The organism is Aminobacter sp. SR38, from assembly GCF_014843375.1.
Classification (GTDB): Bacteria; Pseudomonadota; Alphaproteobacteria; order Rhizobiales; family Rhizobiaceae; genus Aminobacter; species Aminobacter ciceronei.
In genome coordinates, this window is the sequence record NZ_CP062119.1 from 179979 (window position 1) to 197065 (window position 17087).

The window sequence follows — 17087 nt, forward strand, 5'->3', positions numbered from 1 at the left end:
ACCTACCGGTCCGCGGATGATGGCCATGGCAACCGTGAGCCCTTGCCTCAACACTCCGGCAGGTTGACGGCGAGGCCGCCAAGGCTGGTTTCCTTAAACTTGGCGCTCATTTCCTCGCCGGTCTGGCGCATCGCCGCGATGCAATTGTCGAGCGGCATGAAATGCGTTCCGTCGCCGCGCAGCGCCAGCGAAGCAGCCGCGACCGCCTTGGTGGCCGCGATGCCGTTGCGTTCGATGCAGGGCACCTGCACCAGCCCCGCCACCGGGTCGCAGGTCATGCCGAGATGGTGTTCGAGCGCAATCTCGGCGGCATTCTCGACCTGCTCCGGTGATCCGCCGAGCACCGCGCAGAGGCCCGCTGCGGCCATGGCGGCGGCAGAGCCGACCTCGCCCTGACAACCGGCCTCGGCCCCGGAGATTGACGCATTGTGCTTGATCAGGCCGCCGATCGCGGCGGCCGTGAGCAGGAAATCCGCCACCCTGCCGCGGTCGGCGCCAGTGCAATGGTCGAGATAGTAGCGCAGGACGGCGGGCACGACCCCGGCGGCGCCGTTGGTCGGGGCGGTCACCACCTTTCCGCCCGCGGCGTTCTCCTCGTTGACCGCCATGGCGTAGACGCTCAGCCAGTCGGAGGCGACGTGAGGCTGGCTCGAATTGGTGCCGCGCTCGCCGACCAGCTGGTCGCGGATCTTCTTGGCCCTGCGGCGCACGCGCAGCCCGCCCGGCAGTTCGCCCTCCTGCGCCAGCCCGCGTTCGATGCAGCCGTCCATGACCGCCCATATGCGGCCGACGCCGGCCTCCACCTCGGGTGCCGACAGCGATGCGGCCTCGTTGGCGCGCTTCATCGCCGCGATCGAAAGGCCGCTCTCGCGCGCCATGCGCAGCATCGACGCCGCGCTGTCGAACGGATAGGGCCACGCCGCCGTCTGCTCCGCCTGCGACGCCTCGGGTGCCTCCCGCTCGGCCGCAGTCACGACGAAACCGCCGCCGATCGAGTAGTAGGTTTCGGCAAGCAGCACATCGCCGCGCGGATCGAGCGCTTCCAGGATCATGCCGTTCGCATGGCCGGACAGCGCCGGGCCATAGTCGAAGACGATGTCGCGATCCGTGTCGAAGGAAAGCGCCGGCATGCCCTCGATGCGAAGGATCTTTGTCTCCTTCAATCCGGCGAGCCATCGCTCCGCTTCGTCGGGATCCAGGTCGGCCGGAAGATACCCCAGCAGGCCGAGAGCCACGGCGCGGTCGGTGGCGTGACCCTTGCCGGTGAAGGCAAGCGAGCCATAGAGCGTCGCCCTCAGCCGCGTGGTGCCCTGCCCCGCCCTTGACTGCCGAAGCAGGTCGACAAAGCGCGCGGCTGCCGTCATCGGTCCCATAGTGTGCGACGATGACGGGCCTATGCCGATCTTGAAGACATCGAAGACGCTGAGAAACATGCCCGGCCTCGTGAGGGTCGCAAGGGAGCGCCCGGCGCGCAGACGCACGCCGGACGTACTGCTGGCAGACTGCTTGGGGGTGACTATCCGTAGATGGGGAAACGGCGGCAGAGGTCTCGGACTTCGGCCAGCACCGCCTGCTCGACCGCACGGTCGCCTTCCGGACCGGCGGCGGCAAGCGCATCGATCACCTTCAGGATCAGCTCGCCGATGCGCCGGAACTCCGCCTCTCCAAACCCGCGCGTGGTGCCTGCCGAAGTGCCGAGGCGCACCCCGGAGGTGACCGCTGGCTTCTCCGGGTCGAAGGGAATCGAGTTCTTGTTGCAGGTGAGCCCCGCGCGCTCGAGTGCATGCTCAGCGTCGCGGCCTTTCGCCCCCTTTGGCCTCAGGTCGACTAGCACCATGTGGCAGTCCGTTCCGCCCGACACGATGTCGAGCCCGCCTTCGATCAGCGTTTCGCTCAAGCCCTTGGCGTTGGCGACCACCTGCCGTGCATAGGCTTTGAACTCTGGCCGCAGCGCCTCGCCGAAAGCCACCGCCTTCGCCGCGATGACATGCATCAGCGGACCGCCCTGATTGCCCGGGAACACCGCCGAGTTGATCTTCTTGGCGAGCGCTTCGTCGTTCGTCAGGATCATGCCGCCGCGCGGGCCGCGCAGCGTTTTGTGCGTGGTCGTCGTCACGACATGGGCATGCGGCAGCGGGTCAGGATAGACGCCGGCGGCAATGAGGCCGGCATAGTGCGCCATGTCGACCATCAGCAGGGCGCCTACCTCGTCGGCGATCCTGCGGAAGGCGGCAAAGTCGATGGCGCGCGGATAGGCCGAGGCGCCGGCGACGATCAGCTTCGGCTTCGTATCCAGCGCGCGCGCGCGCAGGTCGTCGTAGTCGATCTGCTGGTCGGACTGGCGCACTTCGTAGCTGACGATGTCGAACCACTTGCCCGACATGGTCACCGGCGAGCCATGCGTCAGATGTCCGCCATGGGCGAGCGACATGCCCATCACCCTGTCGCCGGGATTGAGGAGCGCCAGGAACACCGCCTGGTTGGCCTGCGCGCCGGAGTGCGGCTGGACGTTGGCGAAGCCGGCGCCGAAAAGCTGCTTGGCGCGCTCGATGGCGATGGTCTCGACCTCGTCGACGAACTCGCAGCCGCCATAGTAGCGGCGGCCCGGATAGCCCTCGGCATACTTGTTCGTCAGCACTGAGCCCTGCGCGGCCAGCACGTCGGCCGAGACGATGTTTTCCGAGGCGATCAGTTCGATCTGGTTCTTCTGCCTGTCGAGCTCGCGGTCGATGGCGGCGGCGATCGCCGCGTCGCCGAGCGGCGCGGACGCGTTGGTATTCAGCATGGTTTCCTCCTTGGGGATGGGGTCAGATGTCGAGTGCGACTTCGCGGCTGGCCGCCTGGAGGATGCCCCAGACGTGATAGGCGAATGAACGCCATACTTCGATGCGGAAGCGGTCCTCGGCCTCGCGGATGAGCACGATCTGCGCCTTGTCGAAGAGCGTGCGGCAGCCGCTGCCGACCGGCATGACCTCGATGTCGAAGGCGATTGCCGAGGTCAGCGCGAGTAGTGCCGCCGTCCCCTCGACCTCGATGCCTACCTCGCGGTCGCTGATGTCCACGAGGCTGTGCGGCGTCGTTGCATAGAGTTCGGCGAACCCGGCCTCTATGGCAGCGCGCTGCGCAGGCGACGCGACCACGTACCATTCGTCCGGGCCGAGCCGAAGCGCGGTGACGCCGTTCGACGATGCGACCCCGCCGATCTTGCCGGGCAGCGCACAGCCGAGGGCGCCGGCCGCGAGCGCGGCGCGAGCAGGGTCGATCCTCAGGCTGAACCGCGCCTCGTCGGCGGCCGCCCGGATGCTCAGCGGCGAGATCTTGCGAACCGCGATTTCCTTGCCGATCAGCGGATGATGTTCATGGAGCATGACCGCCTCCTACGCGCTCAGTCGCTTGTTTTCGGGATCGAAGAACACCGTGCCCACGACCTTCGCGGTGTGGGTGGTGCCCGGCGTCGGCACATGGATCGTCTCGCCTTCGCGCGCCCTGCCGCCTTCGATCACCGCCAAGGCGATAGACCGTCCGAGCGTGGCGCTCCAGTAGGACGACGTGACATGGCCCACCATCTTCATCGGCAGGGCCTGGTTCGGATCGAGGACGATCTGGGCGCCCTCCTCCAGCACCGTGTTGGGGTCGGAGGTCAGCAACCCGACGAGTTGCTTGCGGTGCGCCTTCAGCATGTCCGGACGCGTGAGCGAGCGCTTTCCGACGAAGTCGGGCTTGGCCTTGCCGATCGCCCAGCCGAGGGCGGCATCGTCCGGGGTCAAGGTGCCGTCGGTGTCCTGGCCGACGACAATGTAGCCCTTCTCGGCGCGCAGCACGTGCATCGTCTCCGTGCCGTAGGGTATGATGCCGTATTGCTGGCCGGCCTGGTAGAGCTGCTCCCAGATCGCACGGCCGTAGCGTGCTGGCACATTGATCTCATAGCCGCGCTCGCCGGTGAAGCTCATGCGGAACAGGCGTGTCGGCACCCCGCAGATGCGTCCTTCGGCCACCGACATGTGCGGAAACGCTTCTTCCGAGAGGTCGATGCCCTCGACCAGCGGCTCCAGCAGCTTGCGTGCATTCGGCCCGTTGAGGGCGATCACGGCCCATTGCTCGGTGGTGGAAGTGAGCCACACCTTCAGTTCCGGCCACTCGGTCTGAAGGTAGTCCTCCATCAAGGACAGCACGCGTGCGGCCCCGCCGGTTGTCGTGGTGACGTGGAAGCGATCGCTGGTCATGCGCCCGATGACTCCGTCGTCGCGGATGAAGCCGTCCTCGCCGAGCAGCACGCCGTAACGGCACCGGCCCGGCGCGAGTTTGCTCCATGGGTTGGTGTACATACGGTTCAGGAACTCGGCTGCATCCGGCCCGACGATCTCGATTTTGCCGAGGGTCGAGGCGTCGAACATGCCTAGGGATTCGCGCACCGCCGCGCACTCGCGCGCCACCGCCTTGTGCATATCTTCGCCGGGCTTCGGAAAGTACCAGGCGCGGCGCCACAGCGAGACCGGCTCGAACACGGCGCCGTTCTCCTCGGCCCAGGCGTCGATCGGCGTCTTGCGCGTCACCTCGAACAGGCTGCCCCTGGCGTAGCCGGCGAAGGCGCCGAAAGTGGTTGGCGTATAGGGCGGACGGAACGTCGTCAGCCCTACTGCTGGGGCGGGACGCTTCACCGCGTCCGAAGCGATGGCGAGGCCGTTGATGTTGGACGTCTTGCCCTGGTCGGTCGCCATGCCGGTGGTGGTGTAGCGCTTGATGTGCTCGATCGACCTGAAGCCTTCGCGCACGGCGAGCCGGATGTCCTTGGCCGTCACGTCGTTCTGGAAGTCGACGAAAGCCTTGGCGCCCGCGGCGTTCTTGTCGGTCGGCAGTTCGCGGTTGCTGACGCCGGTCAGCGTCACCTCGCCATCGACCCGGTACGCTGCCGCCGCTGCTGCATACCCCGCATCCGCGGCCGCACCTGCACCGGATGCGGCCCCTTCCGCCAGCGCGGCTGCGAGGCCGAAACTGCCGTTGCCGGCGCCGGCGCAGCGGCTCTGCTCGGGGCACTCGCCGGGAAGGAACATCTGCCTGTCCTCGTTCCAGTCGAGCTTGCCCTTGGTATGGGAGAACAGGTGGACGCTCGGCGTCCAGCCGCCGCTCATCAGGAGAGCGTCGCAGACGATGGTCCGGGCCGGCCCGACGACGCCGTTGCGGCTCACCGGATTGGCGCGCACCGAGCTGACCCGCAAGCGGCCGCTGGTTCCGGTGACCGTCCAGCCCGCCAGCACCTCGATGCCCAGCGCCTTGGCGCGAGCCAGGAGGTGGTCGGCGACTGATGCGCGCAGATCGACGATCGCGGCTATCTTGACGCCGGCCTGGGCGAGGTCGAATGCCGCCAGCCAGGCTGAATCGTGCGACGTGACGACGGCGGGCCGGTCGCCGACCTTCACGCCGTAGCGGTTCAGGTAGCTGCGGGCTGCGCCAGCCAGCATCACTCCGGGCCGGTCGTTGCCGTCGAAGACGAGCGGCTTTTCGATCGAGCCCTGGGCAAGCACGACCTGCTTGGCGCGCACCTTCCACATGCGTTCGCGCGGGGCGCTTTCTGGCGGGTTGGCAAGATGGTCGGTGAGCCGCTGGCACAGGCCGACCAGGTTCTGGTGGTAGTATCCGATCGCTGTGGTACGCGGCAGCACGGTCACGTTGTTCATCGCGGCTAGCGCGGCACGCGTCTCCTCCAGCCATTGCCAACCAGACAGGCCGTTGATGCCGGCGTCGGTTTCAGAAAGCAGCGAGCCGCCGAGTTCGGCCTGCTCGTCGACCAGCATGACCTTGGCGCCGCCCTTGCCGGCCTCGAGAGCCGCGGCCAGGCCCGCAGGGCCCGCGCCGACGACCAAGACGTCGCAATGGGCGAAGCGGCTGGCGTAGGTGTCCGGATCCGGCGCAGTGGGCGAGTTTCCGAGGCCCGCCGCGCCGCGGATTAACGGCTCGTAGACCTTGTTCCAGAACGACTTCGGCCACATGAACGTCTTGTAGTAGAAGCCGGCCGAGAACAGCATGTAGAACGCGTCGTTGACCGCTCCGATGTCGCGCTGGAGGGACGGCCAATGGTTCTGGCTGGTGGTGTTCAGCCCGTCAAAGACCTCGAGCACTGTCGCCCTGTTGTTTGGCTCGAAGCGGCCGGGGCCGCGATCGGCGCCGACCAGCGCGTTCGGCTCTTCGGAGCCGGCCGAGAGGATGCCGCGCGGGCGATGGTACTTGAACGACCGGCCGACGAGGTGGACACCGTTGGCCAGCAGCGCCGAGGCGAGCGTGTCGCCGGCAAAGCCTGCATAGCTTGTGCCGTTGAACGTGAAACGCACCGGCTTGTGCCGGTCGATGCGGCCCTTTGCGGAAATGCGATAGATGGTCATGACCGTGCTTCCTTGAGTTCGGCCTCAGTCGGACGGGGCAGTCCCGCCTGGTATGTCATCACGAACTTGTCGCTGACGGTGTCGCGGACGGCGTTGAAGAACCGGCCGCAGCCATGCTGGTGGCGCCAGCGCTCAAAGTGGGTCCCGCGCGGGTTGGAGCGGATGAACAGGTGGTTCTTCCATTCCTCGTCGCTCAGCTTAGAGGGGTCGGCGGGACGCGCGATATGGGCCTCGCCAGCATAGGAGAATTCGAGCTCCGGGCGCTCGGCCTCGCAGTAGGGGCAGCGGATGAGCAGCATCTTTGGGTCCTCCTCAGGGCATGACCACGACAAGCGGAAACCCATTTCCGGACGAGGTCATGCCCGCACAAGAAATCAGTGCGCGACGGCGGCGGCGGCGGCTTCGTCGATCAGCCGCCCCGTGGTGAAGCGTTCGAGCGTGAACGGCGCGTTGATCGGATGCGGCTCGTCGCGGGCGATGGTGTGGGCGAAGACGTGGGCCGATCCCGGCGTCGCCTTGAAGCCGCCCGTTCCCCAGCCGCAGTTGACGTAGAGCCCCGGCACCGGCGTCTTGCCGAGGATCGGCGAGCGGTCGGGCGTGACGTCGACGATGCCGCCCCATTTGCGCAGCATGCGCATGCGCGTGAAGATGGGGAACACCTCGCAGATCGCCGCCACCGTGTGCTCGATCAGCGGCAGGCCGCCGCGCTGGCTGTAGGAGACGTACTGGTCAGTGCCCGAGCCGATGACCAGCTCGCCCTTGTCGGACTGGCTGACATAGGCGTGCACGGTGTTCGACATGACGACGCAGGGGAAGATTGGCTTGACCGGCTCCGACACCAGCGCCTGCAGCGGGAAGCTCTCCAGCGGCAGCCGCACGCCGGCCGTGTCCATCACCACCGAGGTGTTGCCGGCTGCCGAAACCGCCACCTTCTTCGCCTTGATGAAGCCGCGCGCCGTCTCGATGCCGGTCACCCGGCCGGAAGCGTCGCGGCGGATCGCCGTCACCGGGCAGTTTTGGATGATGTCGACGCCGCGCGACGCGGCGCCGCGTGCATAACCCCAGGCGACCGCATCGTGCCGCGCCACGCCGCCGCGGCGCTGCAGTGCGGCGCCCATCACCGGATAGCGGGCACCCTTCTCGATGTTGAGCGGCGGGCAGTATTCCTTCGCCTGTTCCGGCGTCAGCCAGTCGTTGTCGATGCCGTTCAGCCGGTTGGAATAAATGTGGCGCTTGAAGCTCTGTATGTCATGCACATTGTGCGCCAGCATCATCACGCCGCGCTGCGAGAACATGATGTTGTAGTTAAGCTCCTGGGACAGCCCCTCCCACAGCTTCATCGCATGCTCGTAGAGCATGGCGCTTTCGTCATAGAGATAGTTGGAGCGGATGATGGTGGTGTTGCGCCCCGTATTGCCGCCGCCGAGCCAACCCTTCTCGATGATGGCGACATTGGTGATGCCGTGTTCCTTGGCGAGGTAGTAAGCAGCGCCGAGGCCGTGGCCGCCCGCTCCGACGATGACGACGTCATACTCGGCCTTGGGCTCGGCATCCGGCCATTGCGGCTGCCAATTCTTGTTGCCGGTCAGGGCGTTGGTCAGCAGTGACGAAAAAGAAAAGCGGCTCATGGCACACCCCGAAGTTCAAGGTAGGGGGAGTATGCTGGACCGGGCCTCGGTTGGACAGAACGTTTGCGACAGCGTAGTGTTACCAGTGCGACGACGTCATCGTGGAGGCCGCATGCAAGTCAGCCCCAGATCCAGCCGGTTCCCAAGGCGGGGAACGACGGCGCCCCGCCTGTCGGTCGGGTTCATATTGGCTCGCCGCTTCACGCTTTGCGCCTTCGCCAATTTCGTGGACGTACTGAGGCTCGCGGCGGACGAAGGCGATCGCAGCCGGCCGATCCTGTGCGAATGGACCGTGCTTTCGGACACGATGAGCCCGGTGGCGTCGAGCTGTGGCGTGCTGGTCCAGCCGACGGAGCGGCTCGGCGACCCAAAGAGGTACGACTACATCGTTGTGGTCGGCGGACTGATCGACGAGATCCCCAACCTCAGCCCCGAATATGCCCGCTATCTGCAGCGGGCAGCCGCGTCCAGGGTGCCGCTCGTCGGCGTCTGCACAGGCGCATTCATCCTGCACCGGGCCGGACTGATGGACGGCTATCGGTGCTGCGTCAGCTGGTTTCACCATGCCGACTTCCTCGAGCAGTTCGACGGGCTGAAGCCGGTGTCCGACCAGATCTTCATCGTCGACCGCGACCGCCTGACCTGTTCCGGCGGCGCGAGCTCCGCACATCTCGCCGCCCATCTCGTCGAAAAGCATGTCGGCCGGGCGCAGGCGCGCAAGAGCCTGCACATCATGATCATCGACGACGCGCTGCGCGCAGAGAAGGCGCAGCCCGGCATACCGCTTGACCTCACCACCGACGACGCGCTTGTGCAGAAGGCGCTGCTCTTGATGCAGCAGCACATCGACGCGCCATTGTCCGCCGCCGAGGTCGCGCGTCGCCTCGGCGCCAGTAGGCGTCGGCTGGAACGCCATTTCCAGCACGCGGTGAGCATGGCGCCGAGCCTCGCCTACAAGATCATGCGCCTCGAATATGCCGAGTTCCTGCTGCGCCACACCGACAATTCGGTGACCGAGATAGCGACCTCGACCGGCTTCTGCGATTCATCGCATTTCATTCGCGCCTTCCGGGCGCGGCGCGGCATGACGCCGACGTCCTTCCGGACCATCGCCTGAGGCAATAAGCAAGGCGCAGACGACCGGATTGGTGGCTCGGCTGCTTGCGGTGCGAGCGACGGACGTATTCAGAAGCGAAATTTTTGGCCCAACAACAGTTTATCTCGTAAGGCACCACAATGTAGCGCCCCAACAGCATTTCCTCGGCAATCTTAGGCTGAAGAAAAAGCGGTAGGAGGGCTATGCTGCGTGCGCAATGATCTCGGCGGGTGGCGCTGGCGCTTTTAACTGTTGGGGACGTGATCGTGACATCGCCGTATCTGGCCGGAATTGCTCCGCGATTAACGTGATGTAGTGGATGGCGCCCTCCGGTGGCGTCAGTGTGCCAAACTAGGTTTATTGCAAAACCTGAGAGAGGAGCCATCCACCATGAACAAGATTACCACCATCGGTCTCGATATCGCAAAGAACGTTTTCCAGCTTCATTGCGTCGATGAGGGCGGCCAGGTTGTGCTGCGCAGATCACTTCGACGCGGCCAGATGCTGACATTCTTCGGCGCCGTGCCACCATGCCTGATCGGGATGGAAACTTGCGCGACAGCGCATCATTGGGCGCGGGCTCTAACGGCGATCGGTCATGAGGTTCGTCTGATCCCACCTGCCTAGTTCAAACCCTATCTGCGGCGGCAGAAGAATGACGCTGCTGACGCGGCTGCCGGTGACGTCCCGAGACGTGGTGTAGCTGGTAACGCGGTGGTCATCGGCGCTTTCCGGTAGGGTCTGGTTGTCGAAGCCAACCTTTCTGGAAGGAACAGCGATGACCGACGACATGATGAACCTGCGCACGCTTGTGGAGAAGACGCCTGATGCCGATCTTCTGCGCGAGATGATCGGCTTCGCCGCCGAGAAGCTGATGGAGATGGAGTTGGTGCCGCGACCGGCGCCGCCTGGGGCGAGAAGTCGCCGCTCAGGACGGCCCAGCGCAATGGCTACCGCGACCGGGACTGGGAGACGCGCGCCGGCACGGTCGAGCTGCGCATCCCGAGGCTCCGGAAGGGTTCCTACTTCCCGGGCTTCCTGGAGCCGCGCCGGATGGCCGAGAAGGCGCTGACGGCGGTGATCCAAGAGGCCTATGTCCAGGGCATCTCGACGCGCCTGGTTGACGATCTCGTCAAGACGATGGGGATGAGCGGCATCTCGAAGAGCCAGGTCTCGCGGCTGTGCGAAGTGATCGACGGCAAGGTGAAAGCCTTCCTTGAGCGGCCGATCGAAGGCGACTGGCCGTATCTGTGGATCGACGCGACCTACCTGAAGGTCCGGCGCGGCGGCCGCATCGTCTCCGTCGCCGTCATCATCGCGGTCGGCGTCAACAGCGACGGCCGGCGCGAGGTGCTGGGCATGGAGATCGGCACCTCGGAGGCCGAGCCGATCTGGACGGAGTTCCTGCGCAAGCTGATGCGCCGCGGCCGCGCGGCGTGAAAGCTCGTCGTCTCCGATGCGCATGAGGGCCTGAAGGCGGCCGTCATAAAGGTACTCACGGCCACCTGGCAGCGCTGCCGGGTCCACTTCATGAGGAACGTGCTGGCGCATGCCGGCAAGAGCGGTCGTCGCGTCGTCTAGGCCTTCATCGCCACCGCCTTCGCGCAAGAGACACCGGAAGCCGCCAGCGCCCAGTGACGGGCCGTCGCCGACCAGATCCGGCCGAAGGTGCCGAAGCTCGCCGCCATCCTCGACGACGCCGAGCCCGACGTGCTCGCCTACATGACCTTCCCGAAGGAGCACCGGGCCAAGCTCCACTCGACGAACCCGATCGAGCGTCTCAACGGCGAGATCAAGCGGCGCACCGACGTCGTCGGCATCTTTCCGAACGACGACGCCATCGTCCGCCTCGTCGGCGCGCTGCTGCTTGAGCAGAACGACGAATGGGCCGTCCAGCGCGCCCGCTACATGACGCTGGAAAGCGTCGGACAGTTGAGCGATGATCCCCTCATCAGCCTGCCCGCCGTGGCGCGCTGATCAACCCGGCTATGCCGGACAGCACGGGCGGCTAATGCCGCCAGCTACACCACGCGGTGGGACACGATCAAGCTGCCATCTGTGAAGCGGTTACGCGTCCATCGATGCGCTTCGTACCGGCCAAGAGCGAAGATCGGCAGGGGACATTGATGCAGCATCGCGCCCGCGATCTCCTGATTTCGCAACGCACAGCCCTGATCAATGCCTTGCGGGGGCACTTTGCCGAGCTTGGGGCTGTTGTCGCGCAAGGTGCCCGCAATGTCCGGCAACTGCTCGCCAGGATCGATGACGAAAGCGATACGGCGCTACCTGCGCCGCACGTCTTGCCCTGAAGTCTCTGTCAACAATGCTGGTCGATATCGAGGCAGATATAGCAAAACTCGACAAGATCATCCTGAGCACTCATCGCAGGGATCTGGTCAGCACCAACTCGCCACCATCCCTGGCATCGGTCCAATCGTGGCTTCTTGCCTCTCAGCCAGTGTTCCCGACGCGGGTGTGTTTCGGTGCGACCGAGAGTTTGCGGCATGGATAGGACTTGTGCCCAGACAGCATTCCACCGGCGGCAAACCAAGGCTTGGTCACATTTCGAAGATGGGTAATCGCCAGCTACGAAAGCTGCTGGTCGTGGGAGCCCATGTGGCGCTCTACAGCATGAAGAACGGCAAAACCAGAACCGCACTGGCAGATTGGGCTCGGTCACTTTTGGCCAGCAAGCCGTTCAAGCTCGTTGCTGTTGCTCTCGCCAACAAGATCGCCCGCATCGCCTGGGCAGTCATGGCCAGAGGCACGGCCTATGAGCCAAAAACGTCAACGGTAGCGGCAAGCGCATAAGCAAAATCTTAATTCGCCCATCGGGCACAACAGGTGGCGGTGTGACAATGATGTGATGTGACAAGCAAAGCGGAATGGACCGCTCAATCCGAAGAACCCGTGGCGTTGTCTGGCGCAATTGCAGCGCTCTAACGTGATTGGGATCGGTTCAAGCGGACAACATCAGGGCCAGCGGTCAAAATCGCGCCGCAAGCAAAGGCCGAAGGGTACCGAAAAGTTAACTGAAGGCTGACGGAAATCTGCAATCAGGCAGCATGTCGAAGATTGCCCGTGATCCGCTTTATCGCCGCCACCGCTTTCCGGCCGAGATCATCTCGCATGCGGTTTGGCTCTACTTCCGCTTCCCGCTTAGCCTGCGCATGGTCGAGGACATGCTGGCGGCCCGCGGCATCATCGTTACCCACCAGACGATCCGGGACTGGGCGGAGAAATTTGGACGGCATTTCGCCAATGAGATACGACGCCGATCTGCTGGCCGCCTTGGCGACAAGTGGTATCTCGATGGTTCTGTCGCAAACTCGAACTTGAGGCGCGGAAAGGCTTCTGCTCAGTTTTCATGCGGCCAGGATTTCGAACTGCTCGGCGAGCGATGGTGCTGGATTGCAGGCGTATCTCGCCTGTCGTTTGCGCATCATGTGAACCATCTCGATTCCAGACAGGATCGTCGCGGCGCTGGAGCTTGATTTTGAATCCCAGCATTGAACGTATCCGGCGCTTGATGCGTCGATGATCCTGTTCGATTCGGTTGTTCAGATATTGGTTGTCCGGGTACGAATTGGCCTCAGCGATCGTCGTGACCGATTTCGCAAGCGGCTTTCGGCATCGCAGGAAGGGGTCGGAACAAGAACTGCCTAAAATCGTACGCTAAGGCGAACGGAGCGAGAACCCGAGTGAGATATTGGCGGTAGTGCAATTGATGTCTGTGGATAGGTAGCCAAGGCAAGACGTATGCGCCGCCCATTTTGACATCGTTCCATCGAGTGTTGTGATGGAGTCGGGCGATGCGCAGACGGAAGCTTCTCAAAGATCAAGATCGGCAAAAGCTTTTCAGTGTGCCGACCGACGAGGACAGCCTGATCCGACACTATTCGCTGTCGTCGGCTGACAGGCTTGAGATTGACCTCCGCAGGCGAGAACACAATCGGCTCGGCTTTGCTGTTCAGCTTTGCCTGATGCGCCACCCGGGTAGAGTGCTCGCGGCTGGAGAGACCCCGCCTCGCGCAATGCTAAAGTATGTTGCCGATCAGGTCGGCGCCGACCTCGGAACGTTCGCGCTCTATGCGCGCCGTCAAGAGACCCGTCGCGACCATGCGGCGCGCCTCATGGCGTATCTCGATAGGAGAAGCGCGACGGCACAAGATCGTCGAGCGGCGCTGCTGGCTGCGATTCAGACGGCAACGATATCCGACGACAGCGTCGGGATTGCGAAAGCCATCGCCACGTCTTTTCGGGAACGCGGTTCCTTGCTTCCGGTGACCGAGACGATCGAGCGAATAGGGCTCGCGGGCCGCTCGATTGCTCGTCGTCGGGCAGAGAGCGTGCTGATCGAAGAAATTCCGCTCGATAAGCTTCCATTATTGGATAGGCTGTTGGAGGTTGACCCGGCCATCGCCCAGACGCGCTTTCATTGGCTGCGATCCGCACCGGAAGCGCCGGGTGCATCCAACCTAGTCGGGCTGATTGAACGGGTTGCATTCCTGCGGACGCTGGAGATCGACCCGAGTTTGCAGCTTCGTGTCCCGTCGGGACGGTGGGACCAGATGATCCGTGAGGGCAACGCCACGCCGGCCTGGCTGGCCAATGACTTCAACGCCAGTCGCCGGCACGCCTTGATCGTGGCGCAGATTATCAAGCTCGGCCAGAAGCTCACCGACGATGCAGTCTCGATGTTCATCAAGCTGATGGGTCGGTTGTTTTCTCAGGCCAATAACCGGAAGAAGCAGCGGCACATGGATTGCAGGCCGGATACCGCCAAGGCTCTGCGCATGTTCCTCGATACGATCACTGCCCTGCAGTCCGCCAACGACTATGGAAGGAATGCTTTGGAGGTTCTCGACCAGAAGGTCGGCTGGCATCGGCTGCTCCGCATGAAGCCAGAGCTCGAATCGATGATCGAGGACAACGAGGCGTCGCCGTTGACCTTGGCGACCGAGCAATATGCGACCGTCCACAAGTATGCCGGTGCGTTCCTGCAGGCGTTCACGTTCCAATCGGCGCGGCGACACGATCCGCTTCTTGCGGCAGTTTCGCTGCTGAAACGCCTGTATGCCGAGAGCCGTCGGACACTCCCGGATCGCGTCCCGGTCACCCACTTGAGGCAAGCTGATCGTCGGCTCATCCTCGAACAGGGAAAGCCTAATCGCCGTCTCTACGAGATTGCGACGCTCGCGGCTTTGCGGGACCGGCTTAGATCCGCGGAGGTTTGGGTCAACGGCAGTCGATCCTTCCGACCGATCGACGAGCATCTTATGCCGCGGTCGACATTCACCACGATGAAAGAGGGGATCGCCTTGGACTGGGCGTCCAAGCTGATGGCGCGCAGTGGCTTGCCGAAGCGCGCCAGATACTCGACTTCAACTTGAAGCGCCTCGCCCACAGAGCACGGTCCGGAAAGCTCGAAGGTGTTCGTCTTGAGGCCGGCACGTTGATCGTCACGCCAATCGCCGGCGAGGTTCCCGCTGCAGCCGAGGAACTCAATGCCGAAATCAGCGATATGTATCCAATGGTGGAGGTGCCAGACCTGTTGAGGGAAGTTCACGATTGGACCGGCTTTGCCGACCACTTCACGCACGTCCGCACCGGTGATATCCCAAGAAATGTCTCGGCAATGCTGGCCGGCGTGCTGGCCGATGCGACCAACCTCGGTCCGAAGCGGATGGCGAGCGCATCGAAGGGGATCAGCGCTCACCAGATCGGCTGGATGCGCACATTCCATGCGCGATCCGAGACCTACCGCGCGGCGCAGGCCTGCGTGACGGACGCACACAGCCGCCATCCGCATTCTCGCCTTTGGGGCAATGGCACGACGGCATCATCTGATGGCCAATTCTTCCGCGCGAGCGACCGAGCCGCGAAGCGCGGCGACGTCAATCTGCACTACGGCAGCGAGCCGGGCTCGAAGTTCTACAGCCATCTGTCAGATCAGTACGGCTATTTCAGCATCCTGCCGATCAGCCCGACCGAAAGCGAGGCCGCCTATGTGCTCGATGGGCTGTTCGATCAGGACACGATCCTCGACATCCAGGAACACTTCACCGATACGGGCGGTGCAAGCGACCATGTCTTCGGACTGTTCACCCTGATCGGCAAACGCTTTGCGCCTCGGCTGCGCAACCTCAAGGACCGGAAATTCCACACATTCGAGAAAGGCGATACATACCCGGCGCTGTCGAACCACATCGGGGCACCGATCAACGCCACTCTGATTCTCGACCATTGGGACGATCTGCTCCATCTGGCGGCGTCGATCACGACGCGCGCCGTGGTGCCGTCCACGATCCTGAAGAAGCTGTCAGCATCCCCGAAGGAAAGCCAGCTCGCCAGGGCGCTACGGGAACTGGCCGGATCGAGCGATCCCTCTTCATGATCGAATGGTACTCGAGCCCAGCGCTACGCCGGCGTTGTCAGGCCGGCCTCAACAAGGGTGAGGCTGCGCACAAGCTCAAGCGCGCCGTCTTCTTCCACGAGCGTGGCGAAATCCGGGACCGATCGTTCGAAAGCCAAGCGTTCCGCGCCTCCGGCCTCAACCTCGTCGTCAGTGCAATCGTACACTGGAACACTGTCTATCTCGAACGGGCCGTCACCCATTTACGCAACGCGCGTCGTGAGATTCCGGACCATCTGCTCAAGCATATCTCGCCGCTGAGTTGGGAGCATGTGTGGACGGCTCCTGCGGCACAGGGTGATTCATGTGATATCTCGCGGTCGATTGCAATCATGTGTCCGGCCTACTCGCGCGACCGCACTGGTCGCTGGCCATGATGAAGTCCGCAGACAAGGTCCCAAACACATCATCGAGCTTTGAAGCTCAATGCTCCCAGGGCTTTCCTCGTCTCCGGTTCGACCGGCTCGATCATCACATTTCAGCACCTCTCCGCCATCTCGGACGTAATGATACGCCCGAAATCTCACTTAAGCCGTGACGGCTTTCATATACCGCTGTTCTCGTATCAACAGCGCCCAGATGATCCTCGCTGTTTTGTTTGCAAGTGCGACCGTTACGACGCGTGCCGGCTTTCGATCCATCAGGCTCACAGCCCAATCGTGACTGGCGCTGCTCCCATTTTGGCGAAACGAATTATTGCGGTTGCACCGACAACCAATAGCTTTCGAATGTATCCGTCACCCTGCTTACTGATGCCGCTTGTGCGTTCCTTTCCGCCGGAGCTGTGCGGTCTTGGTGTCAATCCCAACCAGGAAGCGAAGCGCCGTCCGGAAGAAAGTTCTTGATGTCCGCCACGGCCGCGGTGATCGCACTCGCCGTTATGGGCCCTACGCCCGGTATTGAGAGAAGGCGCCTTGCTGCGGCGTCAGATCTCACAGCGTCGACGATCTTCTTTTCGATCTTTACGACTTCGGCGCCTAAGCGCCGCAGCTGATCGATTATCGCCCATAGGATTGTCCGAGCCACTTCAGGCAATGTGCTCTGCATCTCGTGGAAATGTTCGACAAGCTTGGGCACGTTCTTTGCTCCGCCAGCTCCGATAATGCCGAATTCGCTTAAGTGCCCACGCAATGAATTGATCAGCATCGTCCTCTGGCGGACAAGAAGCTCGCGAACCTTGTGCATCATCAGTACAGACTGTTGCTCGGCAGACTTGGCAGCAACAAAACGCATTGTTGGTCGTGTCACGGCCTCGCAGATCGCCTCTGCATCGGCGGCATCGGTTTTGCCCTTTGACATACGGCTTCACGTAGCCAGCCGGCATAAGCCTGACAGTATGGCCGAGTTTTCGATTTCCCGCGCCCAGTAATGTGAGCTGCCGCACGCTTCGATGCCAACAAGGCAAGGCTGGATGCTGCTGAAAAACCGTAGCACCTCAGCTCGCCGAAGTTGCCGCCGAACCAAAACGTTTCCGGCATCATCGACACCATGCACCTGAAAAACATTCTTCGCCAGATCAAGGCCAATCGTCGCGATCGTTTTCATCAACTGCTCCTCCAGTTTTCTACCCG

Annotated in this window: 8 protein-coding genes and 7 pseudogenes; 7 read left to right on the top strand and 8 right to left on the bottom strand. The window is 63.4% G+C overall.

The genetic code is table 11. The annotated features are described in order from the left end of the window. Positions 1-47 precede the first annotated feature (47 nt). The 6 genes from IG197_RS34155 to IG197_RS34180 form a co-directional block, all read right to left on the bottom strand. Complete coding sequence (locus tag IG197_RS34155; RefSeq protein ID WP_192321327.1) at positions 48-1433, bottom strand: L-serine ammonia-lyase; 1386 nt, start codon at positions 1431-1433, stop codon at positions 48-50. Positions 1434-1516: 83 nt separating this feature from the next. Beyond that, positions 1517-2785, bottom strand: a complete 1269-nt coding sequence (gene glyA, locus IG197_RS34160; protein WP_192321329.1) for a serine hydroxymethyltransferase — start codon at positions 2783-2785, stop codon at positions 1517-1519. 22 nt (positions 2786-2807) lie between these two features. Further along, positions 2808-3368 (bottom strand): sarcosine oxidase subunit gamma, encoded by a 561-nt coding sequence (locus IG197_RS34165; protein ID WP_192321330.1) that lies wholly within the window; start codon positions 3366-3368, stop codon positions 2808-2810. A 9-nt stretch (positions 3369-3377) separates the two neighbouring features. Beyond that, on the bottom strand, positions 3378-6377 hold the full coding sequence (locus IG197_RS34170) for a sarcosine oxidase subunit alpha (protein WP_192321332.1): 3000 nt from the start codon (positions 6375-6377) through the stop codon (positions 3378-3380). Beyond that, positions 6374-6676, bottom strand: coding sequence for a sarcosine oxidase subunit delta (locus tag IG197_RS34175; RefSeq protein ID WP_192321334.1), 303 nt, complete (start codon positions 6674-6676; stop codon positions 6374-6376). The genes IG197_RS34170 and IG197_RS34175 overlap by 4 nt, the downstream gene beginning before the upstream one ends. Positions 6677-6751: 75 nt before the next feature. After that, positions 6752-8005 carry a sarcosine oxidase subunit beta family protein gene (locus tag IG197_RS34180; RefSeq protein WP_192321336.1) on the bottom strand — a complete coding sequence of 418 codons (1254 nt, stop codon included), beginning with the start codon at positions 8003-8005 and terminating at the stop codon, positions 6752-6754. 112 nt (positions 8006-8117) lie between these two features. On the opposite strand from IG197_RS34180, the gene IG197_RS34185 reads away from it, so the two are divergent. The 5 genes and pseudogenes from IG197_RS34185 to IG197_RS34205 form a co-directional block, all read left to right on the top strand. Continuing rightward, complete coding sequence (locus IG197_RS34185; RefSeq protein ID WP_192321338.1) at positions 8118-9122, top strand: GlxA family transcriptional regulator; 1005 nt, start codon at positions 8118-8120, stop codon at positions 9120-9122. Positions 9123-9491: 369 nt separating this feature from the next. Then, positions 9492-9725 (top strand): annotated as a pseudogene (locus IG197_RS34190) (IS110 family transposase); the annotation flags it as partial. 154 nt (positions 9726-9879) lie between these two features. Further along, positions 9880-11078 (top strand): annotated as a pseudogene (locus tag IG197_RS34195) (IS256 family transposase). Positions 11079-11143: 65 nt separating this feature from the next. Continuing rightward, positions 11144-11912 (top strand): annotated as a pseudogene (locus IG197_RS34200) (IS110 family transposase); the annotation flags it as partial. 254 nt (positions 11913-12166) lie between these two features. Then, positions 12167-12415 (top strand): annotated as a pseudogene (locus IG197_RS34205) (IS6 family transposase); the annotation flags it as partial. 51 nt (positions 12416-12466) lie between these two features. On the opposite strand, the pseudogene IG197_RS34210 reads toward IG197_RS34205, so the two are convergent. Next, positions 12467-12671: pseudogene (locus IG197_RS34210) on the bottom strand (DDE-type integrase/transposase/recombinase); the annotation flags it as partial. 242 nt (positions 12672-12913) lie between these two features. Here IG197_RS34210 and IG197_RS36510 point away from each other — a divergent pair. Together IG197_RS36510 and IG197_RS36515 are read left to right on the top strand one after the other, a co-directional pair. Then, the gene (locus IG197_RS36510) at positions 12914-14494 is read left to right on the top strand and encodes a DUF4158 domain-containing protein (RefSeq protein ID WP_246765523.1); all 1581 of its coding nucleotides are present in this window, start codon (positions 12914-12916) and stop codon (positions 14492-14494) included. 140 nt (positions 14495-14634) lie between these two features. Continuing rightward, positions 14635-15893: pseudogene (locus IG197_RS36515) on the top strand (Tn3 family transposase). A gap of 150 nt (positions 15894-16043) precedes the next feature. Here IG197_RS36515 and IG197_RS34220 read toward each other — a convergent pair. After that, positions 16044-17061: pseudogene (locus tag IG197_RS34220) on the bottom strand (IS110 family transposase). Positions 17062-17087: the final 26 nt, after the last annotated feature.

What these genes read in the sequence shown, in the direction of transcription:
- IG197_RS34155 (WP_192321327.1), bottom strand. Translation starts at nt 1,433, where the DNA reads ATGTTTCTCAGCGTCTTCGATGTCTTCAAGATCGGCATAGGCCCGTCA.
- glyA (WP_192321329.1), bottom strand. Translation starts at nt 2,785, where the DNA reads ATGCTGAATACCAACGCGTCCGCGCCGCTCGGCGACGCGGCGATCGCC.
- IG197_RS34165 (WP_192321330.1), bottom strand. Translation starts at nt 3,368, where the DNA reads ATGCTCCATGAACATCATCCGCTGATCGGCAAGGAAATCGCGGTTCGC.
- IG197_RS34170 (WP_192321332.1), bottom strand. Translation starts at nt 6,377, where the DNA reads ATGACCATCTATCGCATTTCCGCAAAGGGCCGCATCGACCGGCACAAG.
- IG197_RS34175 (WP_192321334.1), bottom strand. Translation starts at nt 6,676, where the DNA reads ATGCTGCTCATCCGCTGCCCCTACTGCGAGGCCGAGCGCCCGGAGCTC.
- IG197_RS34180 (WP_192321336.1), bottom strand. Translation starts at nt 8,005, where the DNA reads ATGAGCCGCTTTTCTTTTTCGTCACTGCTGACCAACGCCCTGACCGGC.
- IG197_RS34185 (WP_192321338.1), top strand. Translation starts at nt 8,118, where the DNA reads ATGCAAGTCAGCCCCAGATCCAGCCGGTTCCCAAGGCGGGGAACGACG.
- IG197_RS36510 (WP_246765523.1), top strand. Translation starts at nt 12,914, where the DNA reads ATGCGCAGACGGAAGCTTCTCAAAGATCAAGATCGGCAAAAGCTTTTC.